Annotated in this window: 15 protein-coding genes; 2 read left to right on the top strand and 13 right to left on the bottom strand. The window is 42.1% G+C overall.

All coding sequences use genetic code 11. The features are described 5' to 3' along the window. Positions 1-33 precede the first annotated feature (33 nt). The 7 genes from KTJ10_RS13335 to abaR form a co-directional block, all read right to left on the bottom strand. Positions 34-1,308 carry a DUF1302 family protein gene (locus KTJ10_RS13335; RefSeq protein WP_262442196.1) on the bottom strand — a complete coding sequence of 425 codons (1,275 nt, stop codon included), beginning with the start codon at positions 1,306-1,308 and terminating at the stop codon, positions 34-36. Next, complete coding sequence (locus KTJ10_RS13330) at positions 1,305-4,955, bottom strand: outer membrane lipoprotein-sorting protein (RefSeq protein ID WP_262442195.1); 3,651 nt, start codon at positions 4,953-4,955, stop codon at positions 1,305-1,307. The genes KTJ10_RS13335 and KTJ10_RS13330 overlap by 4 nt, the downstream gene beginning before the upstream one ends. 24 nt (positions 4,956-4,979) lie before the next feature. Further along, positions 4,980-8,939 (bottom strand): non-ribosomal peptide synthetase, encoded by a 3,960-nt coding sequence (locus tag KTJ10_RS13325; RefSeq protein WP_262442194.1) that lies wholly within the window; start codon positions 8,937-8,939, stop codon positions 4,980-4,982. Beyond that, positions 8,936-9,196, bottom strand: coding sequence for an acyl carrier protein (locus KTJ10_RS13320; RefSeq protein ID WP_001030690.1), 261 nt, complete (start codon positions 9,194-9,196; stop codon positions 8,936-8,938). The genes KTJ10_RS13325 and KTJ10_RS13320 overlap by 4 nt, the downstream gene beginning before the upstream one ends. Then, complete coding sequence (locus tag KTJ10_RS13315; protein ID WP_262442216.1) at positions 9,193-10,968, bottom strand: acyl-CoA dehydrogenase; 1,776 nt, start codon at positions 10,966-10,968, stop codon at positions 9,193-9,195. Before KTJ10_RS13315 ends, KTJ10_RS13320 begins: the two co-directional genes overlap by 4 nt. 50 nt (positions 10,969-11,018) lie before the next feature. Further along, positions 11,019-12,908, bottom strand: coding sequence for a fatty acyl-AMP ligase (locus tag KTJ10_RS13310; RefSeq protein ID WP_262442193.1), 1,890 nt, complete (start codon positions 12,906-12,908; stop codon positions 11,019-11,021). Between the two features lie 551 nt (positions 12,909-13,459). Beyond that, positions 13,460-14,176, bottom strand: coding sequence for a LuxR family transcriptional regulator AbaR (abaR, locus tag KTJ10_RS13305; protein WP_151748379.1), 717 nt, complete (start codon positions 14,174-14,176; stop codon positions 13,460-13,462). 758 nt (positions 14,177-14,934) lie between these two features. On the opposite strand from abaR, the gene KTJ10_RS13300 reads away from it, so the two are divergent. Then, positions 14,935-15,330: a DUF4902 domain-containing protein gene (locus KTJ10_RS13300; protein WP_086376399.1), complete on the top strand. Its 396-nt coding sequence runs from the start codon at positions 14,935-14,937 to the stop codon at positions 15,328-15,330. Positions 15,331-15,414: 84 nt separating this feature from the next. Continuing rightward, complete coding sequence (gene abaI / locus KTJ10_RS13295; protein WP_262442192.1) at positions 15,415-15,981, top strand: acyl-homoserine-lactone synthase AbaI; 567 nt, start codon at positions 15,415-15,417, stop codon at positions 15,979-15,981. A gap of 89 nt (positions 15,982-16,070) precedes the next feature. Here the strand turns inward: abaI and KTJ10_RS13290 are convergent, their stop codons facing one another. The 6 genes from KTJ10_RS13290 to mmsB form a co-directional block, all read right to left on the bottom strand. Beyond that, positions 16,071-17,423 carry an MFS transporter gene (locus KTJ10_RS13290; RefSeq protein WP_202724736.1) on the bottom strand — a complete coding sequence of 451 codons (1,353 nt, stop codon included), beginning with the start codon at positions 17,421-17,423 and terminating at the stop codon, positions 16,071-16,073. 120 nt (positions 17,424-17,543) lie between these two features. Then, the gene (locus KTJ10_RS13285) at positions 17,544-18,569 is read right to left on the bottom strand and encodes an enoyl-CoA hydratase/isomerase family protein (RefSeq protein WP_262442191.1); all 1,026 of its coding nucleotides are present in this window, start codon (positions 18,567-18,569) and stop codon (positions 17,544-17,546) included. 12 nt (positions 18,570-18,581) lie between these two features. Then, positions 18,582-19,355 carry an enoyl-CoA hydratase gene (locus KTJ10_RS13280; RefSeq protein ID WP_262442190.1) on the bottom strand — a complete coding sequence of 258 codons (774 nt, stop codon included), beginning with the start codon at positions 19,353-19,355 and terminating at the stop codon, positions 18,582-18,584. A 21-nt stretch (positions 19,356-19,376) separates the two neighbouring features. Next, entirely contained in the window at positions 19,377-20,504 is a 1,128-nt protein-coding gene (locus KTJ10_RS13275; RefSeq protein ID WP_002050572.1) for an acyl-CoA dehydrogenase family protein, read from the bottom strand. Between the two features lie 11 nt (positions 20,505-20,515). Further along, positions 20,516-22,165, bottom strand: coding sequence for an AMP-binding protein (locus KTJ10_RS13270; RefSeq protein ID WP_262442189.1), 1,650 nt, complete (start codon positions 22,163-22,165; stop codon positions 20,516-20,518). A 76-nt stretch (positions 22,166-22,241) separates the two neighbouring features. After that, on the bottom strand, positions 22,242-23,132 hold the full coding sequence (gene mmsB / locus KTJ10_RS13265) for a 3-hydroxyisobutyrate dehydrogenase (RefSeq protein WP_262442188.1): 891 nt from the start codon (positions 23,130-23,132) through the stop codon (positions 22,242-22,244). Position 23,133: the final 1 nt, after the last annotated feature.

Below are 23,133 nucleotides of genomic sequence, written 5' to 3'. Positions count from 1 at the left end.
GGGCACTCCAGCATTGTTTAGAAGCGAGTTATCTTAAAAGTTATATCGAACCTGGGCATACACCAGACTGTTATCTCTAAATTGTCCTAGCACCGTATCATTTTTGCCCCAGAAGCGATCTCCACCTGCATTTAACTGCCAGTGATCATTGAGGTTGTAGTTAATGCGTACTCTCAACAATTCATTAGGCTCTGGTGCAAAGTAGAATCCTGTTACTTCTAATTTCAGATTATCATTCAGTAGGTTAAGTGCATAGCGCAGCATAGCTCCATACTGATTTTGCTGATACTGGTTACTGATTGTTTGCTGATAACGATAGACTGCGCTCAATGCTGGATTTGTTAGGCTATCGGCAGATTTAAAGTCCTCTGTATGCTTGTACACGCCTACTAAACTCAGCGTAGAATTTTTTAATGACCATTCCGGTCCCATAACTACAGTTAAATTATTTTTCTTATGGGTAAGATCTTCGCTGCCATTTGAGTCAGTCTTTGTATATGCAGCTTCACCGCGCCACACGAGATCGTTATGGTTATAACTGAAATCAAATCCATAGACGGACATAGGATTATTTTTCAGCTGCAATGTTGCCTCCCCAGTTGGAGATACAGAAAGAATTGACAGATCAGGCATGTGATCCAAGCCTGAGAAATACGATGCCCCAACATCTAGACCATCTACGGAATAATCCCAGCGCATTGCAAATGCAGGACGGCTCTTACGGTCTATGTCATACTGAACACCAGCAATCTGACGCAATGGAATCACATCTGAACGATTACGCGGATACCACAATGCAGTCCATTTATTGGTTCCTGATTCAGGAATATATGTCAATTTGAGTGCATCATTTCCAAGACGTTGATCTGTCTCATCTGGTACTAGACGCGTATAGTCACGAGGCGAGAGGTTATCTGTGGGATTAATCCCATCAGCTCTCCCCCAGACGACAACCTGGCGACCAACATCGAGATAAAATGTCTGATCCCAGTTATAGGAGGCATACAACTCACGTAAGTTACGATTTATCTTACTCACCTGATCTGGGTTTACAGTATGGTCTGTTTCGTCTCCAACCACTATGTCGTAATGCAGCTTAAATGCAGGGTTAAACTTGAGCGTACCATTGGACCAGAAACTTGCTTGTCCAATGTTTTTTAACGAACTTAAATCACGATCTGATGACCACACATCGAGTCTGGCTGAGTTCTGACTCACAAAACTAATTTCGCTGTCATCTGCATGAGCATGCTGCAGTAGCATAAAGCTACTGCAGCATGCAAATACCCAAGAGGCACCTTGCGTCATTTTTCAAGACTCTGTGGTGAGAAGAGCTTATCGGATAAGGTTTTTTCTGCGACAAAATCATTAACGATAACTTGCGTCATATGTTGAGTTTGCAAATTCTTCGCCATAGATTTCATGGCTTGCCATCTTGGTTTGACTTTGCCGTAAGGACGGATATCGGTGAATTCAATGTGTTTTAATGGCTTACCTGCTGTATCCCAAATGTCGATGGTTGCTGTAACAAAGTTATCTTTGAGTATGCACATACGACGTTTGCTATAACCAAAGTCACTCTTCACCGTATTATTGATTGGCGTTGCTTCAATCATGTAGCAATCTTTGCCATTAAATTTGCCATCTGCAAGTTTCGTGTACTTCCAGTCACTGAGCTTATAGCCAAGTACATCCCCATAGCTAAAGTCCGTACCAATAAAAGCATCACCCTTATTCGCCGATGCAAGACGACGTACTTTTTTCAATGCAGGCAAATAGACAAACATGCTATCGCTGCCTTTTGCATTTTCAATTAACAGCGTTGTGGTTCCTTGGACATCTGCTGGCGAGATGAACTCGGTCAAACGCATATTGTTCTGAGTATTTCCAGCAAGCTTAGTCATATTTTTGGTCAAACGTACGCGCTGCTCACCATTTTTAGAGGTCAAAATAAATTTGGCACTAGCCGTTGAAGATAAAAACTTAGAGGCGTCATCACTACGATTAACAATATCTTGAACTTCATCTGCATGAGATGTTTTAGGTAATGAAAAAGTGAGCGCCGTACCTAACAAAAGGCTTGTCACAACTGTTTGTGCAACAGGAATGCTCTTCTTATTCGAAGAAAAGATAAAACGAGGTTTTAATATTAGAATCATTGTAGGTACCATAATTAAGGTTGCAAATACACTGAAAAGCATTGCAATGACAATAAACATCGCGAGCCATTGATGGACGTGGAAGCCTTGTGATAAAGACAATACGCCATACCCTCCAGCAACCGCAGTCGCGACAAAAAGAGAAGCCTTACCAGCAGTACTTAAAGTCTTACGAATAGCATCTTTGATATCGCCCCCTTCTTCGCGCAAGATTTCACGCAAGCGATAGAGGAAGTAGATGGCATAGTCCGCACCAATACCCACAGCCATGGCCGAGATGAGTGAGTTCGGAATATTGAGTGGAATGTCGAGCCAACCCATCACACCAAAGATGGCAAGAATTGAGAATAGAAGTGGTGTAAGAACAATCAGTCCCGCTGAAATCGAACGGAAGACCAGTGCTGAAATAAAGAATACGGCAAATGAAATTTGTAGAATGTTCATTAGCTTGCCGTGAACCATCGTTTCAGTTAAAGCAATGGTTTGCGTCACATCACCACCAAAACTTACTACAGCCTTATCACCCAATTGACCCGCCATATACGTTTTTAGCGACTCAAGGATTTCTTTAATACGATGATTACTGCCGGTTTTCAGAAGAATCGTAATCTTGGCATAGCGCTGAGTGGTATCAATGTAGGATTCAAAATCAGTCGGTTCACCAGACATTGAATACAACAGCAAATACTGAGCAACGACATCTTTGGTTGCAGGAACCTGAAATGCCTGTGGCTGATCAGCATTCATTGCCTGATTCATCCTTTTGATATAGTCCACGATAGAGATTGTTTTACCGACCTCAGGAATTGAGTTTGCGAACTTTTCAGTATTATCAATCGCCTTTAAAATTTCAGGATTTTCAATACCATCACGAACCTTGGTATCGACCATGATGTAGAGACTGTTTGTGCCACCAAGAGACTGATTTAAAAATCTGTCGTCTTGCTGCATCGGTAGGTCTCGTGAGAAGAAGTTGCGGCTATCGTTATCAATCACAATACGGCTTGTGCCAATAGCAAGAAAGACGCCCATTGCCGCAATCGCAGTCATTAACATCATTCGCGGACGAATTGACAAAATGGCATCGCCAATACGATTCGGAATCCAATCCCAGATCGGTAAGCCTTTGCGTTTGACCTTCACAGCCGAAGGCGGTGGCAACATTGAGCGCAGTGCCGGGATAAAAGTCATCTCAATCACCAGAGTACTGATGATCCCGATACCAGTAAAAATACCGAATGAACGAATAGTTGGAATGTTGAAGGTCAACAGAGAGAAAAAGCCAGCCGCTGCAATACCACCTGCCAATACCATAACCGGACCAACACGAACCAAAGACTGCACCACAGCTTCGCTATTGGCAGCTTTAGGCTCCATTCCTTGAGCAATCAGACGATCAAAATCTTCATAGTAGCGCTTGAGCAACTGCACGGCGTGCCCTGCTGCAATGGCCAAAATCAGAATTGGTGTAGGCGAGTTAAAAATATCCATCGGCTGTTTGAACAGGCCCATCATGCCCATACCCCATGCCACAGCCAACAAAGCTGTAACGAGTGGCAGAATCAAACCTTGCTTGCTGCGGAATGCTTCAAAGTGCAATAAACCAATCACTAATACAGCAATCGGGAACAAGATATTGATACGCTTAGAGTAGTCTTCAGCTTTATCCAGATATACAGGATTGCCACCAACACTAATGGTCATATCTTTAGATTGTTCGCTCTCTACGATTTTGTTGATCGGGCCCATCATTTTCTGGAAGCCCTCTGGACTTTCCTCAAGCTCAAGCAAAATCGCAGCAGTTCGTTGATCTTTAGATACCACTGAATTCATATAGGTTGGATTCAGTGCCAATAGTTTTTTCAGCTGAGCAATATCATCTTGAGTGACTGAACTGGTCGGCAATAGTTTCTTGGCATCGAATCCTTCTGCATTCGCCTCGATACCCTTTGCCTGCCGTGCAGCCAGACTCATCATAGTTGAGCGAACTACACCAGGCGCATTATCCACTTCTTCAGTAATGCGTTTGACCTTTTCCAACACTTGCGGCTGATAAATATCACCCTGCTTCGGTGTAATACCGATCACGACCATATATTTGGAGCCGAATTTTTTTTCAATCAGCTTGGTCGAGGTGATATAAGGATGCCCTTTAGGCGCAAGTGCATCTGGGTCAATAATAATTTTTACACCAGATGCCAGATACGCTAGAGCAAGTGTTAAGAGCATCACCACAGTCAAGACAATACGACGATTGCTAAGAATCCAACGCGCGTATTTCTCCATCATTTGTTGAGTCTTACGAGGTGGTTTATTGGTCTCGATAGTTGGTTTATTTTCATTGCTAACCGACTCATAAGCTTCACCCTTCTGAGCCAGAGCCTCAAGATTATCGACATCTTTTTTGAACTGAGCGAGCACCATCTTTTTTAGCAGCGCTGACGGCAATACACCAAAAAAACTACCTGGTTCTGCCTCAAACACCCATTCAATCCATGTACCTTCCGGATGTGGTTTGAAACGGTAAGTACCGGTGTAGTGAAAGGGTCCTTCCACTACTTTAAACGCATACAATTCGTTCGGTACTAGATGTGTAATTTCACCTTTAAAGGACATTTCACGACCAATAAAGCTAAAACCTATTTCGTACTTACTACCCACACGCGGAGTACTGTCTAGAAGCTCAGAATGCTTACATGACAATTGCCAACCTGCATCATTGGCCGGGTTTGCAAGGTAGTTAAAAACCTTGTCAATCTCGGCTGGTATGAGGAAAGCATGTTCTATGGTCACCATATTGGTTCTACCTTCTTATATTTCTTATGCAGGAATTGGGTACAGCTGATCAATGGTCTGGGCTACAGCCACGACATTCTCAGCGTACATAATTGATGAATGGTCACCAGGCAAATCCACCTGTGTAAACGTTTCTTTGACCAGTTGATCCCAACCTAAGCTTTCCCCAAAATCTTCCGGCTCATCTTTGGCCTTAACCAAGAGGATCGGAAAATCTTCAGGTTCTGGGAAATAGGTCTGAAGTGCGATGCCATTCGCCAAATAGGTATCAAAGTAAAGTCGGAAGTCTGATGGATCTGCATCTAGAGGCAGAACATTGATGGCCTTGGCTTCTTTAAGTACATGATCCAACATTTGATCTGGACTCAATTCACGCAAGTATTGCGCTGGGATCGTTAATTTTTTGCCATAAGGTGCAGCCAAATCACGGGCGAACCAAGACAAAAGCATCGCATCGTCGGCATCTTCAGGCACATTTTCTGGAATTGGGGCACGAGTATCGATCATGACAATACCTGTGATCTGTTGTCCCATTTGACGCAACTGACGACTAATCTCGTAGGCAATCGCTCCACCAAAACACCAACCACCGAGGAGATAAGGGCCTTGAGGCTGCATCTTTTGCATTTCAGCAATATAGAGCGTCGCCATTTCTTCAATCGCCACTTCCGCAGCATCTGCTTCAATCAGACCAGGAGACTGAATAGCACGTAAGGTACGGTTCGGATTCAGATGACGCGAAAGCTCCATATAACAGAAAGTACTGCCACCAATTGGATGGAACAGCCACAACGGTTGTTCATAGGTTCCACGGCGCAGTTCAATTACGATGGATGGCTTAATTTCTTTATTTTCACGAATGATCTCACCCAAACGCTCTACGGTCGAATACTGTGCCAACAAAGCAACTGACAGTTCGGTACCGAAAGCCTTTTTAAGATGGTTGACAAGCTTCACAGCTAATAGTGAATGCCCACCTAGTTCGAAGAAATCATCATGTATACCAACTCGCTTGACTGACAAGATCTGTTCAAATGTAGTACACAATTCGATTTCGATCGGATCACGCGGTGCAACATAATCATTGTTCTGCTCAAAGATCGGTTCAGGAAATGCCTTACGATCCAACTTATTGTTGGCCGTCATTGGAAACTCATCCAATTGGATAAACGCACTTGGCACCATATAAGCTGGAAGATGGATTTGCATGGTCTTTTTCAAACCAGCAATATCAAGCTCTTGTCCAGTGACATACGCCACCAGTTTCTGGTCATTGCCAGCTGTGGTCTTAACCAGCACTACTGCATCTGTGATACCGTCGATCTGTTTGAGGACATTCTCGATTTCGCCTAGTTCGATACGGAACCCACGAATCTTGACCTGAAAGTCCAGACGTCCGTGATGAGTCAAGCGTCCATCTGTACGCAAACAGACTTTATCTCCTGTTCGATAGAGTCGACCGGCATTTGGTAGAGATGACAATGTTCTAAATTGTGCATCTGTCAGCTCAGGTCGATGCCAGTAATCAACTGCCAGACCATCACCACCAATCCAAAGCTCACCCATAACACCTGGCGGAACTAAACGCTGCTGCTCATCAAGAACATAAAGCTGAGTGTTCGCTAAGGGTTCACCTAAATCAATATACTTTGCATCAGTGATACGAGCCGCACTAGACCACACTGTAGTTTCAGTCGGTCCATACACATTCCATAGACAGCCGACTTTACCCAATAGTTTTTCTGCAAGAATAGTATCTAGCGCTTCGCCTCCACATAGTGCAGTCAATCCTGCATTGCCGCTCCACTCGCTATCTAAGAGCATTTTCCAAGAAGCTGGTGTTGCCTGCAAAACATTGATAGATTTAGTATTTAGATAATCCACCAATTGATTGCCGTCTTGTGATACCTCACGTGGGCAAACATGTACTACACCGCCGTACATCAGCGGAATGAGCAACTCAAGAATTGAAATATCAAAAGCATAAGTAGTGATTGCTAATAGCTGAGTCTCAGCAGTCACTTGCAATCTATCATTCATAGATAGCAAGAAATTGATGATTGAAGGATGCCCAATACGGACACCTTTAGGCTTACCTGTCGAGCCTGATGTGTACATCACATAAGCAATGTCGCCAAAGGCAAGCTTCTCGCGCACTTGCTCAAGGGATACAACACCAGCTTGATTGATATCTAAGCTTGGCACAGACACGTTAAGAGCATCCATTAACTCGGTTTGAGTCAAGATGACTTTAGGCTCGGCATCTTCAATGATGTTCTGTAGACGTTCAGTTGGGAAATTAGGATCCAGTGGCACATAAGCTGCACCTGCCGCCCAGACCCCAAGGATTGCTGCTGGTAATAACGCCGTGCGGTCTAACATCAGACCTACACGATCACCACGTGCAATACCGTGTACACGCAAATATTCAGCAATACCAGCAATATGTTGACCTAACTCACGATAGCTAATTGTATGATCTTTTGAGGTTAAAGCATGATTTTCACCACGCTCATCAATCTGCTTTAGAATCATTGCGAATAGATCATGCTGAGCATAATCTGTAGCCTGTCCACGGAGAGCCTCGAACTGGATACCATCCTTATAATCAGGTGCGATATCTAACTCAACGATCTTACGTTCAGGATGAGCCACCATCTCTGATAGTACAGCTTGCAACAGTTGCACCATATTTTCGGCAGACTGTGCAGAAAATAGCTCAGTGTTATATTTCAACACACCAACCAGTTCGCCTTGGTATTCACCGCCCATTTCCAACGTAAGATCTAATTGACCCTCTTGCTGGCGAACTGGAAAACTTCCTAAGCTCAGGTCTTGGCCGACCAAAGTCGCTGGGGTCTGGATTGGCAAGAGTAGATCTTTAAACTCATCCATGCCACCTAGACGTTCCCAAAACATTCCCACCTGAGCTAATGGATTAATACTGCCATCACGCTTTGGTGAAACAGCTTCAACTACTCTGGAAAAGGCAATTTTTTGATGCTTGAGGCTCTGTCTTAATTGTTCCTGCACCTGCTGTGTAAATTGACGTAAAGTCTGGTCAGCATCGATATCCATGGGAATAGCAATCGTATTGACAAACTGCCCCAATGCATTACGCAAAGAACGTTCAAGTCGACCAGCTACAGGTGTAGCAATGACTAGATTATTTTCATTAGAGAGTTTATGCAGCAGAACATAAAAGCCAGATAGCACAAGTCCGAACAATGTGATCTCATAATCTTTCGCTAAGTTCACAAGTCCAGACGACACTGATTCAGGCACACGGAACACCAGTGAGCTACCTTTGTGTTGCTGCACAGCTGGTCGAGGGTAATCAAGCGGAATGCTATGCACGTGTGGTGCATGTTGTAACGCTTTTTTCCAGAAAAGTAGACTCTCATCAGCATCCTCAATAGCAGTACTCTGCTGCTTATCGGCATACTGTGCGAACTCGATTCCATTCACTGTATCCGACTCTGTAACTAGTCCAAAACGTTTGCCGACATCGCGCAGCAAGAGACCAATCGACCAGAAATCCATGAGGGCATGATGAATCACGACTGCAATCACATAGTGATTTTGGCCACGCTCATAACAATGAATACGCCACAACGGTGGCTGAGTCAGGTCAAACGGCTGCTTAGTGTCCTGTTCAACCAATTGCGTCAAATCAGAAGCTTCTATATGACGAGCATCAGAAAAGATAATATTCGGATAAACTCGGTCCCAGATCAGTTGTTCAATCCCCTGATCATTGACAGGCATGCTTACTCGCAACAGCGGATAATCATGCATTACTGCTTCCAGAATCTCCATCGGCTTGTTGCCTAATGGTTGGTTGACCTTGACATCAAAGGCGACCACCATATTGTAAGCACTGCAAGCTGGCTCAAGACGCTGGATGTACCAAATGCCGAGCTGCTCTGCAGAAATCGCATGACGCGACAGAACCTCTGGTTCTAGTCGTGCAAGGTTGTTCATGAAGCAACTCCCTGCTGCAACTCAGAAACCAGATATTCAGCCAAAGCATTGATTGTTGGATAATCCCATAACAGTGTTGGCTCAAGCTCCAGTTTTGTCAGATCTTCTAGATCCCCAGATACAGACAAAGCAACGATTGAATCAAGACCATAACTGGTAAATTTTTGGTCTGGATCAATCGTCTCAGGCTCTACGCGCATTTCTTTGGCTACTAGCGTACGAATAATTGCGCTCCAGTAAGCTTTATCTTTATTCATGGGATAATCTCCTCTTTAACGGGTTTGGCATCACGTGGTGCCAGTGCAAAATCGATGACAGATAACATGTGATTGTTTGAAATTCGGTCTAGCAAATCTGCCAATGTGCTTTCACGTAATGACGTTATAGGAGGAGCTGTCTGCCCTTCAGCGGCATTTAAAAAAATGATCAGCCATGCACCATCCTGTAAAGCAGGTCTTAAGCCATGACGATTGAAGACCCAGAAACCCAGTACAGCAATGCGAGCAAATAACTCGGCATAGCTACGAGCAAGACTAAAGCGCAACGTTTCAAACTCTTTGCTCTGCTCAGAATTTGAGAAGTAATCCTGAATTTTTTGATCTAAAGAATGCTGTTCAACCAGAAGTTGGTTTGCCTGTTCACGTAGCGTAGTGAGTGTCTCAGCAGACAACCCAGCCGTGACATCAGCATCGTTGAGCATTTCGATGATTGTTCCTAGTGACTCCATCACCAAGTCACCATCGCGGTTGAAAATCTCAAGCTCACGAAAATCAATAGCGCCTGTCTCTACCTGCAAGTCATACAACTGGCGATAACGCGCTTTAGCTTGGACGTGGTTGAGATGTTCGGCTTTTTTGCTACGGCCTTTATTGGCAGATTTGAGCTGGAAACTCAGGCTATCTAGACAGACGGTACTACTACCATCAAACACACTAACAATTAGATGGTCTCTGAATGCTTTCTGATACATTCCATCAGCATAGGCATTTCTTAAGAAAAAACGTGACCCAAGCACCGAGGAAGTGATCTTTGCAAGCGACTCGACATACTCAGGTACTAGCACCTTCACGATTGGTGACCATGTACTGAACTGATTGATACAAACGTGTAACCCACGCGCACCAACGAGTGATAACACTTCAGCCGCTAAAAGATAAGCATAGGCTGTAGCGAGTTGCTCACGTACTAACGGAATGCTTATTACTTTTTTGTTATATAACTCGCGTTCAATAGCAAACTCGGTCGCGATGCGTAGCATCGTATCGCCTGCTCCCAGAGAGAAACTACTGCAATATGCACGCGTTACCTGTAGAGTCTTGAGACCAAGCTCTAACCCTTGGCCTTCTTCACCGATTAGAGCATCTTTGTGAATTTCAGCATTGTTAAAGCCAATACCACTGATATCTAGCCCACGCATACCAACTGTTGGCAGACGGTTCAGGCTATAAGTTCCTTTAGAAGCCATGTGGCGCTTATCGAGCCAAAATGCGCTTAAACTACGTGGTCCACGATCATTCGATGTTTTAGCAATCAGACTTAAAGAGTCACCTAAAGTGGCACGATTGATCGACCATTTTTCACCATTTAAGACATATTTGCTCTCGGCAGATTGTGCAGTTACTTCACTAGATAGCAGATCGGCACCATGGGCTTTCTCGCTATAAGCCAGCGCTGGAGCAGCACCACTCAAAATTCGACTAGCGATATTTTGGCATTGGTTCGCATTACCACCGATCCATACGATCACAGACCAAGCATTCGTACTATAGGTCGAGTTGATGGTTAGATCACGTCGTGCTAACACACGATGCAGATATAGCAACTCCTCACCAATTTCCATACGACCTCCAAGTTCTGAAGGTACATAAAAACGGTTCATACCCACCGCATTCAGGAAATCAACAGCTCGCTGAGGGTACTGCTCTTTCTCATCACGCTCGATGGCAGCGGACCAAGAAAAATCATTATTGGTATCGTGTACGGAGCCTAAAATTTGCTCCAGACGAGCAGCAGATTGAAACTGCCGCAAATTGGACGTAAGTGACATGAATTTTCACTCAAATGATTAAAGGGTAAGGGTTAAAACAAAGCACTTTTCAGACGATTAAAAATCAGCGTGCGTACTTCACGTTCCTTGATCATTGAGTTGAGTAGATTGGAGCTATAACGAATCAGCTGCCCCCGCTGCTCACGATCACGGATGACTTCTAAGCCGTTTTTGACATAGTTTCGAGCAATCACCGTTCTACGGTTTGGATGGGTTAAACAGACCAGTTGACCGCGTTCGATCTGCTCTTTAATTTTTCTTCTTCTAATTTTGCCGCTAGTGGTCTTATTTATTCGGCCTTGATGCAATAAATAGACGCCATCTACAGGTAAGCCAATATCAGCTGCAACTTGTTCTTTAACCTGAGTTCTGATGGCTTCAAAATTAAGTGTCTTGTCTAAGGACTTCTTCTTAATCTCAAGTACAACTGTAACGCCATCAGAATCAGCAAAATTTACTGCTGCAACACAGCCTTTACGGACGGCAGGATGTGCCGTTTCAACAGAGCATTCAATGTCTTGTGGGTAATAGTTCTTACCACGGATAATAATCACATCCTTAAGACGGCCAGTTACATACAGGTCTCCATCTTTAATAAAGCCCATATCACCCGTTCTTAAGTAATATTCTTTACTCGGCTGACCTGCCTCATCAAGGATAGTTGCTTCAAAGGTTTCTTGATTGACCTCTGGCTTCTGCCAGTAACCTGCTGTAACGCTCTCTCCTGCTAGCCAGATTTCACCAACTTCATGAGCCGCTACTTCTTTACGAGTATGTGGATTAACAATGCGGCAATCAATGTGTGCCGAGATCTTGCCACAACTCACCACTTGTACCGCAGTTTGATCCTGACTTTTCTCTACCAAGTGAGCATTTAACTTGTCACGATCAAGCGAAATCGCATTGAGAGGGCCTGTCACACCACTAACTAAAAGCGTCACTTCTGCCAAGCCATAGCATGGCAAGAAAGTATCTAGCTTCAATTTCGATTGAGTATTGAACTTCTCCATGAAACGCTGCATGACGTGAGCTTTGATTGGCTCTGCTCCGTTAAACAGGACACGTACACGGCTTAGATCAAGCGATGCGGCCTGCTCATCAGTGATGCGATGCAGACACAATTCATAGGCAAAGTTTGGCCCACCACTAATCGTGACGCCTCTTTCGCTAATAAATTGTAGCCATTTAAGAGGTCTTCGAATGAAGTCCAGCGGCGACATGACATAACAAGTCAGCCCTACATAAACGGTTTGCAAAACTGAGCCAATTAATCCCATATCGTGATAAACAGGCAGCCATGTCAGGCCAATATCATCAGGTTGTGTACAAAAGGCTTCAGCAATCATGGCTTCATTTGCCATAATATTTTTGTGGGTGACAATTACACCTTTAGGCCAACCCGTTGATCCTGAAGTGTATTGAAGGAAGCAAACATCATCTGCATCAATATACGGGAAATCTTTTTCGACCAAGTCACGCTGAAATTCGGCGTCAACAGCATGTAGTATTAAACTTTCATTTTGAGCTTTTAATGTGATTAGACCCGATAGCTCAAGAATCTTTTTTGTTGTGAGTACGATCTTTGGTTCACAGTCATTCATAATATTCAAAATATTAGAAAAACCATTACGATTAAACGGCAAACTAACTGGTACTGCGATAATATTAGCTTTTAGACAAGCAAAGAACGATACGATAAAGTCTAGCCCAGGCTCGAACAACAACACTGCACGATCACCACTATCTACAAGGTTCATTAATATCTGAGCTTGATGTTGAACCCGCGTATTCAAATCTTCATACGTAAGAGAATGAATGCCACCTGATTGGCGCCCTAAATACTCGAAAGCAACCTTACTTCCATTTAAATTTGCGTGGGATTCCAATGTTGCAATGATATTATCCGTATCCATTACAGCCATAAATTACTCCGATTAATTATAATTCACCCTTGAAATTCGCTAATTCAGAAATTACATTTCTAGCTAGGGCTTTTAATAAAATGAATATACTTTTTGTTTAAAATATAAATTCACATTATATTTTAATTATGAATGTTATTTGTTACACCTGTAAGGATTTACAGGTAAGTGGTCACTTATCGAAAATTAATAAGCTAAATCCTTTATGTAAATCATTTTTTGAGCAACTATATATTTTTAATTTCTTATAATTATTTTAAATTAAAGCCTCACCCATTTCTAATTTAGATACTCATAAGCCAAGATTCAAAGGCTTTTTACTCTTAAAAGTTTCTTTTTTATTGTTTTTAACTTTAGATTAAATTGTTTTATAAAAATTATAAAATAAAACTATTATATTTATATAATAGCACAACATAGATATTAATAAACAAAAAGACTTATATTATGTTTTAATAATAAAATTTAGCTCCCTTAAACCAAACATACAAATATTAAAATATTTATTTTTTCTTAATTCTAATATTAAATTCCTCTATTTTCTATAATCTCTATAAAAGCCCTAGCATTACCGCCCGAATAGCTGCTGAAATTTTATTATTTACATTTAACTTTTGCATGGAGTTACTGAGATGGAAATTTACGGTTCTTTCAGTTACTCCAAGAATTTGAGCTATTTCAGCTGACGTTTTACCTTCAGCAGTCCAACGTAGCGCCTCTTTTTCCCTGTTCGTTAAATAAAGATTGAATTGAGCAAACTCTGCATCATTCACCATTTTAGCAATGCTAGAATGCACTGTTTGAGTCAACCAGTACATATTCGTATATTGTGCCTTTTGCTCTTTTTCTGATAATTGGTCGTTGGATCTTGCTAGTGTTAGCATTCCTCTGGTCCCAATAAAATCACGGCTTGACTGAGCCCAACCGACATTTAAACCATAAGAACGCGCTTCCTCCCAAAAATCTTTTTCGGCCTGTGTCTTTGCAGATTGACTCGACCAAACAAGAGGTTGAAGTGATACCATACAATGCTGCACTGTCGGATCTATCTTCACATATTGCCGTTCCACATAACGTTTCTGCCATGCTTCTGGATAATTATTCAACATAATCGTTTTTGGTTCAGCAATAGATAAGGGTGATTGCATACCATAAGCGCAATAGTCAAATCCGAGCTTTAATGCTGTAGATTTAACGATCTCAAACAACTGGTATTCATTTTTTACCACCAAAAATGCTGATAATAAATCCTCTTGCCAACTTTCCATTTGCTCTCATTAGACTCCATTCACAAACTATTTTTTGTTCGGTTGCATATTGTGAATCCAAAGTAATCAAATTGAAGTGTAAGCCTAATCTTTTACCGTAATTTCAATAAAGATCATCAATAATCTAAAACACTCTTAGGTTACTAAATATATTTTCGGCACCTGCTCTTCTATTAGAGCCCTCAATTACAGATTTTGAATTCATTATCCAATTAACAACACTTTTAAGCCCGGAATGATTGCAAATTATTCAGATAAACTATATGTCTGAACGCTTTCAAGGTTGTTATATTTCATGCGCAGATTATGCTTTAAAAATTAAAATTTACAGGATGCATTTTATTCCAAAATATATATTTTTTTAATTTATAGAGAACTCGATCACTTAATCTTGAGAGCATGTTTTTATTAATTTAATTAAATAATATTGCCTTTCAATTATTCAATACCTCCAATTCCCCTGTTTTTATATAAAAAAACTAAAAATAATTATAATATTTTAAAAACCAAACAATTACAGCAAAACTCCCCATACTTGTAATTATTATTTTAGTATTAAAATTATTGACTATCTAATAGATTCTATCGAGCTAGTCTCTTTAAAAAAAGAGTTTTTACCCAAAAACATCTCTGATAAGAATAGCTTAAAGGTGCACCATCAAATTATAGTTAACCTGTTAAATATAACAGTATTTTATTGGCAAAAATTTATGTTATTTATTCACTAAATCTTAATTTAGGGTACTTAAGCAGGTAGCATGGTTAGCATACTCCCTCATTTCTCTATCTCAACAGATGGTTTTATTCGAATGAACGAAAACCAACTCATGAGTTATCCTCTCCAACACATCATCTCTATTGTTGAATCAACACAAATTGAAGATTCTAAAATTCTCTATTATGGTTTTACCGAATGGGCAACGTTAAAAACTCCAGCTTTAAGTACCGGATGGGATTGGGAATTTATTGAGTACAATGGCATCACTACCGTAAAACGAGTAGGTTTGCCTCGAAGCAATATCATGATTGTTGATATATCTGGTATAGATATCGGGTTTGATACTAATGAAACATTCCTCAAGAAAAAAATAGATACTTTATTCTGGGAACCGTTTATTTATGCCCAAATCAATACGTCATTAATCCAGTCTTAATTAAGTCAAACCATCTCTTAGAAACCTGTAAATTCTTACAGTTACCGCCTTTCCACCTGTTCAGTAAAGTCGCTTGAAAAATAAGTGGAAGCACTTGTAATGAATATTATTGCTGGATTTCAAAACAATTTTTCAGAAGGCTTGTATACCAAATTTAAAAGTTACCGTTACAAGGTATTTGTTGAGCATTTGGGATGGGAGTTGAACTGTCCAAACAATGAAGAACTAGATCAATTTGATAAAGTCGACACAGCTTATGTCGTCGCTCAAGATAGAGAATCTAATATTATTGGTTGTGCCAGATTACTACCCACGACTCAACCCTATTTACTGGGTGAAATATTTCCTCAATTAATGAATGGAATGCCTATTCCCTGCTCGCCAGAAATTTGGGAACTCTCAAGGTTTTCAGCTGTAGATTTCTCGAATCCATCTACCACAGCGAGCCAAGCAGTGTCATCGCCAGTTTCTATTGCCATTCTGCAAGAAGCTATTAACTTTGCAAGAGAACAAGGCGCAAAAAAACTTATTACGACCTCTCCTCTTGGTGTAGAACGTTTATTACGTGCTGCGGGTTTTCGGGCCCATCGCGCGGGCCCACCCATGACGATTGATGGATATTCTATGTTTGCATGCCTGATAGATGTTTAATTGCTTATTTGGGACTCCTACATATTTTCTGCATGAGTCCCAATTTTTATATAGTCACGTAGCAATATGACCAAGAATCTTAAGGACTATCAATCAATCTTGGTTTTTAAATTTAAATTCGACTTTTTATAATAAGCTTCATCAGTTTTAGGACTCCAATCGCGTGGCATAAATGTCGTCGATATAATTGCAACCACAGCCATACTTCCAATATAAAGCATAATTAAATATGGATTACCCTGCCCGACGCTCAATAATTTAGTAGCAATCATTGGTGCTAAACCACCACCTAATACGCCAGCCAACTGCACCGAAATTGAAATTCCGCTATAACGAATTTCAGCGGGGAATTGACGCGCAAAAAGCTGAGCTTGGGGTGCATACATAATCGGAAACACAACACCAATCGCTAAAACAATTGCTGTCCAAACTAATACAGGATCTTTTGTGTTGAGCATGGTAAAAAATGGATAGCAGTAAAGCGCCAATATGCATAGACCAAACATAAACATATTGCGTTGGCCGACTTTATCCGACAAATGTCCACATAACGGTGTCATAAATAAAATGACGGCTGCGCCGCAAATGGTGGCAAATAAAATATCTTGGCGTGGGATTCCAAGCTGTGCAGTGGTATAAGCCAATGTAAATGTTGAGGCAATATAAAACCATGCATTCTCAGCTGCGCGAGCCAAAATAATGGTGATGAGTTGCTTTGGATGGTTTTTAAAAACCTGTAAAGCAGGAACTTTGACTTCTTCAGACTGTTGTTTTACTTTTTCAAAATCTGGTGACTCAGGCACTTTTACACGTATATACCAACCCACTGCCAGTAAAATAATGCTGGCAAGAAATGGTAAACGCCAACCCCAGCTAAACAGTGCTTCTTCAGGTAATAACGACACCAGACCCAACGCGATTGAGGCAAGCATTAATCCACCGCCTGTACTGGCTTGAGGCAAGCTTCCCCAGAACCCTTTACCGCCTTCTGGTGCATGTTCAACGGCCATGAGCACAGCACCGCCCCATTCACCGCCCATTGCCATACCTTGAATGAATCGCAAGACAACCAAACCAATCGCAGCCCAATATCCAATTGATTCATAAGTCGGTAATAAGCCAATCAGTACGGTTGGGATCCCCATGAGCATCAAGGTCAGTAGCAACATCGATTTACGGCCAATCTTGTCACCAAAGTGACCAAAGACTAGGCCTCCTAATGGTCGCCCAATAAATCCAACGGCATAGGTTGCAAATGCAGCAAGCACACCGGTAAGTGCGTCTAGATTTGGGAAAAATAGCTTATTAAAAATGAGCGCTGCCGCCGCACCGTAAATAAAAAAGTCATACCACTCAATGGTGGTGCCGACCATGCTAGAGATGCCTGCTAATCGATGTGACGACTTTTTAGTATTTGAACCGTTTCCATGTATTGATTGCATCGTAATATCCTTTTTAGATTTTCTTGTTTTATCTTTTTTATGCTTATGACCAGCCCTGACCATAAGCATGTTCAGGTCTCGCTTTATCTCCTTAAGCTTTTTATGTTTTTGTAATTCGGTTTAGCTCAATTTTTCTAAAATTGGCTCAAATCTCGAATTACGTTCTTGCCACTGTGGTTGTTTATCTTTATCGACAATGAGTGCACGAACACCTTCAATAAAGTCGCCATGCTCAAACCAGATATCTTGTAAATCACGTTCAAGCTGCATGCACTGAGGTAAAGAGAGCCCTCGACCTAAATGTTGTAGTTTTAAACTGGTTTGTTTGGCAATAAATGAGCGCTGCTGCAAAATGCTGAGCATCTTACTTGCCCAAGTTTTTAAGCTTTCATCTTGTTCATTTTCAAGACTTTGCTCGATTTCATCTAAATGCTGATATCCAAAGTGTTTACGAATACCTTCAGCCAATTGTTGTAATTCGCTTTCGGCAGGGCGAGTAATAAATTGGGTAATGATGCGTTCAATTCCCTCTTTGCTTAAACTTGGCGCTTCAACGAGAGCATCTTGCAACGCTTGTAACTGCTCGCTTGGCACATGGTAGTCAATTAAATCGAGGTAAAGCGCATCGCTACTGCTGATCTGTTCACCCGTAATTGCCATATAAACACCAATATCATCAAGGCGAGACAGGAAGTGTGTTGCCCCAACATCTGGGAAAAAACCAATCGCTGTTTCAGGCATGGCAAATCTGGACTTTTCGCTGCTCACCACAATATGACAAGCCTGAGCCAAGCCAAAACCGCCACCTAATACATAGCCATCAAGCACAACAATGATTGGCTTTTCATATTCACGCAGTATATTTAGCATTTTATATTCGGCGCTAAAGTAGCCTTTGTAGTCGGCCGTGCCATTTTTATAACTGTCATAGAGATAGCGGATATCTCCACCTGCACAGAAGGCTTTTGGACTATTTGATTTGATTAAAACTGCTTGAACAGCAGCATCATTTCGCCACAGTTCCAATTGGGCACCAATACTTTTAATCATATCTAGCGACAATGCGTTGAGATGAGTCACTCGGTCTAAGGTAATAATGCCCAACTTACCTTGTTGCTCAATCATTAAGTGATTTTCTGTATTCATTTTATTGATCTCTTATTGATTTTTAAAATTTGCCTTTCGTTTTTCAACAAAAGCCTGCATTCCTTCTTTTTGGTCAAATGTTGCAAATATTGAATGGAACATGCGACGTTCAAAACGTAAACCTTCGGTGAGGTTCACCTCAAAAGCTCGGTTAATGGTTTCTTTGAGCATCATGTTTGCAGTTAAAGACCGTGCTGCGATTTTTTCAGCGGCTTGCAAGGTTTGTTCAAGTAATTCTTCTTTACTAAACACACGTGCAACCAAACCACTTTGTTCTGCCTCTACTGCACCCATTTGACGAGCGGTAAGGCACATTTCCATTGCTTTGGCTTTACCAATGGCATGGGTTAAACGCTGTGTCCCACCAATACCCGGAATTACCCCTAAAGTGACTTCGGGTAAACCAAACTTGGCGTTGTCAGCACAATAAATAAAGTCACACATGAGTGCTAATTCACAGCCACCACCCAATGCATAGCCACTCACCGCAGCAATTAAAGGTTTACGGCGCTGTGCAATACGGTCTGCAAGATGAAAAAAATCATCTAAATAAATATCAGGGAATGCCAAATCAGCCATTTCTTTAATATCAGCGCCTGCGGCAAAAGCCTTTTCAGAACCTGCCAATACGATGCAACCAATTTCGCGGTCTTTTTCGAGCTGATCTAATGCCTGATTAATTTCACTAATTAATTCACTGTTTAAAGCATTGAGCGCTTGAGGGCGATTTAATGTAATCAGTCCAACCCCATTACACTTTTCTAATAAAATACTTTGCCACTGCATTACTTATTCCTTGTTCTGATTTTATAGACTACGTGCAATCACTAAACGTTGGATATCACTGGTGCCTTCGTAAATTTGGCAAATACGCGCATCACGATAGATGCGCTCAATTGGGAAGTCTCTGAGATAACCATAGCCACCAAACACTTGTAAGGCGCTCGAACACACGCGCTCCGTCATTTCTGAAGCAAATAACTTGGCCATTGAAGCTTCGTTGAGACATGGTTGACCTGCTTCTTTTAAACGCGCAGCGTAGTGAACCAGTTGTCTCGCTGCTTCGATTTCTGTTGCCATGCTAGCAAGACGAAACGCGATGGTTTGATGCTCAAAAATTGGTTTTCCAAAAGTAATACGTTCTTTGGCATAACGAGTTGCTTCTTCGAGTGCCGCACGTGCTAGACCAACTGCTTGTGCAGCAATACCAATACGCCCACCTTCTAAATTGGCGAGAGCGATTTTTAAGCCTTCGCCCTCTTTGCCTAGCATGAGGCTTTTATGAATGCGCACATCTGTTAGAGCAATCTGACACGTATCTGAAGCATGCAGACCTAGTTTTTCTTCAACACGAATCACTTCATAGCCTGGAGTTTCGCGTGGAACTAAAAAGGCACTAATGCCTTTTTTACCTGCGCTCGGGTCGGTCACGGCAAACACAATAATGACGCCAGCATTATTACCAGAGGTAATAAACTGCTTGGCACCATTTAAAATGTAATCATCGCCATCTTTCACCGCTCGGGTTTTAATGGCTCCCGCATCTGAGCCAGTATGTGGTTCAGTTAAGGCAAAAGCGCCGATCATTTCACCTTGAGCCAAAGGCTTTAAAAAACGCTCTTTTTGCTCGTCGGTACCAAATTTTAAAATAGGCACACAGCCAACCGAGTTATGTACACTCATAATGGTTGAGGTTGCGCCATCTGCTGCCGCAACTTCTTCAAGAGCCAGTACATAGGCTAAGTTACCCGTGTCTGAACCACCCCATTGCTCTGAAACAAGCATTCCCATAAAACCGAGTTGCCCCATTTGAGTCAGAGTATCTTTCGGGAATGTCCCGTCTCGGTCCCAATCGCTGGCATTAGGCTTAATTTGTTCTTGAGCGAAACTTTTCGCCATATCACGAATGAGTAATTGTTCTTCGGTAAATTGCATTATTATTTCCTTTACCCTGCTTTAGCTTGTTGTTTAGCAATTTCTTGATTACGCAATAAAAAGCGCTGAATTTTACCACTTGGAGTTTTAGGTAATTCACTCACAAATTCAACTAAACGTGGGTATGCATGTGCAGAAAGCCGTTTTTTTACAAATTGACTGAGTTGTTCAGCAAGCGTATCGGAAGGTTGAGCATCCGCAGCTAAAATTACGAAGGCCTTAACCACTTCGGTACGGTCCGGATCAGGCACACCAATCACTGCTGCTTCAATTACAGCATCGTGTTCGAGTAGTGCGCTTTCTACATCGAAAGGCCCAATACGATAGCCCGATGTAGTGATTACATCATCACTACGACCAACAAAGCTCATGCTGCCATCGGCATGAAGCTCGGCAGTGTCGCCAGTTAAATAGTAATGACCAACAAATGGCGATTTTCGGCTTTCTTTATAGCCACCAAACCACATCATTGGAGACTGGCTAATGTCGACTGCTAATATTCCCGGTGTATCTGGCGGAAGTTCTTCACCTTGTTCATTGACAATCGCAACGCGATAGCCCGGACTTGGGAAACCTGCTGAACCAGCATGAATTTCATGTTTTAAACCATGATGATTACACACCACCATGCCCACTTCGGTTTGTCCATAATGGTCATAAATTGGAGCATCAAGCACTTGTTTAAACCAGCGAATTACTTCTGGATTCAGCGGCTCACCTGCACTGCTCACTACACGGAACTGCCCTTTTAAGGGTGCCATTTGTGCTGGGTCAGCTGCCATCATCATACGGTAAGCCGTTGGTGCACCTGCCAAATTGTTAACTTTATAATCTTTCACAATTTGGCATAGGCTATCTGTGCTGAAACCACCCTCATAGAACAAAGTAGCGTGACCTAAGAATAACGGCCCAGTAATCGCATAGTAGAGACCATACGCCCAGCCCGGATCGGCAATGTTCCAAAACGAATCTTCTTCGGTTAAACCAATGGCATCTTGCATATATCGACCAAAGGCAATTAGTGCTTTTAATGGCACTTCCAATGGTTTAGCAGGACCTGTAGTGCCTGAAGTAAACATGAGCAAGAAAGGATCTTGAATGCTACGCATAACCAGATCGCATTGATCAGACTGCTGTTTCACTTCATTCCAAAAATTAAAATCACCTGCTTTAAGCGGAGTACCTTGTGCGTCGGCGACACTCACAATTGCAGGGCAATTTTCAATTTCATCAAGCTTGCTACGGTTGCCCATATCGGTCACCACTAGCTTACTTTGTGCAAGCTGAATACGGTGCTCAATCGCTTTTGGGCCAAATGCAGTAAATAGTGGTTGATAGACAGCACCAATTCGCCAAGCTGCAAAAATCGTCACGATCAATTCAGGTGTTCTTGGTAATAGACCTGAAATACGGTCACCTGCTTTTACACCTTGTGATTTTAAAAAGTTAGCAAACTGACTCGACCACTCTTTTAATTCACGGAAGGTATATTGCTCTTTGCGACCATCTTTTCCTTGCCAATACAGCGCAATTTTGTCGCCATCTGCGTGTCGATCACAGCATTCATAACAAGCATTTAAGGCATCAAGTGAACCTGATAACATCTGTTTTGCAGTGCTTTCCAAATCGAAAGTCTGTGCAGCATTTTGATAATCCATCATATCTTTTCCCTCAGTCCGGATTTGTTGTTATTCACGACAGGGTTTATGTGTTTAAAGCCATCCTTTGGCTTTACCGTTATGCCTCTTGTGGCAGGTATTGCTGAATAATGCTCGAAAAATCGAGATTGGCATTACCGCGCATGCACATTTGCTGATACAGCTGTTGCACCATGCCACCTAATACAACGGGTTGTTTGACTTGGCCTGCCGCTTCTACTGCAAGACCCAAATCTTTTAGCATCAGCTGAGTTGCAAAGCCGTCTTGATAGCCTCGAGATGCTGGGGCATTTTCATTAATATGCGGCCATGGGTTACACACATCCGAGCTCCAACAACGACCGCTTGAAGTGTTAATGACGCCGGCCAATGCTTGTGGGTCGATGCCGAGTTTCACACCCAGTGCCATACCTTCGGCCACCGCTGCCATTGAAATACCCAAAATCAGGTTATTGCAGATTTTGGCAATTTGGCCTGCTCCAACATCACCACAATGAACAATATTTTTGCCCATGTGGCTGAGCACAGGTTTCACTTCGTTAAAGGTTTGCTCATCAGCACCCACCATAAAGGTTAAGGTTCCTGCTTGAGCACCAATGGTTCCACCAGAGACGGGTGCATCACAGATTTTAATATTTTTACTATGCGCAACAGCAGCAATGTCTTTAATGGTTTGTGGGTCAATGGTACTGCTATCAATGCATAAGCTACCTGCTTTTAGTACTTCTAAAACACCATTTTCACCCAAGTAAACTTCTTTAACATGCTTGGCCGCAGGCAACATGGTAATGACCACATCTGCTTGTTTAGCTGCATCCTGTGGGCTGTCGCAGACCACACCACCTGCCTCGGCAAAGTGCTGAATAGCAACCTCACTGAGGTCATATCCATAAACATTGAGTCCGGCTTTAAGTAGGTTATGGGCCATTTTGCCGCCCATATTGCCTAGACCGATAAAGGCGATATTCATC

It is taken from the genome of Acinetobacter sp. WU_MDCI_Abxc222, assembly GCF_025514755.1.
In the GTDB taxonomy this organism is placed as follows: Bacteria; Pseudomonadota; Gammaproteobacteria; order Pseudomonadales; family Moraxellaceae; genus Acinetobacter; species Acinetobacter geminorum.
The sequence above is the reverse complement of the archived record's forward strand: the minus strand, read 5'-3'. Positions and strand labels throughout refer to the sequence as shown.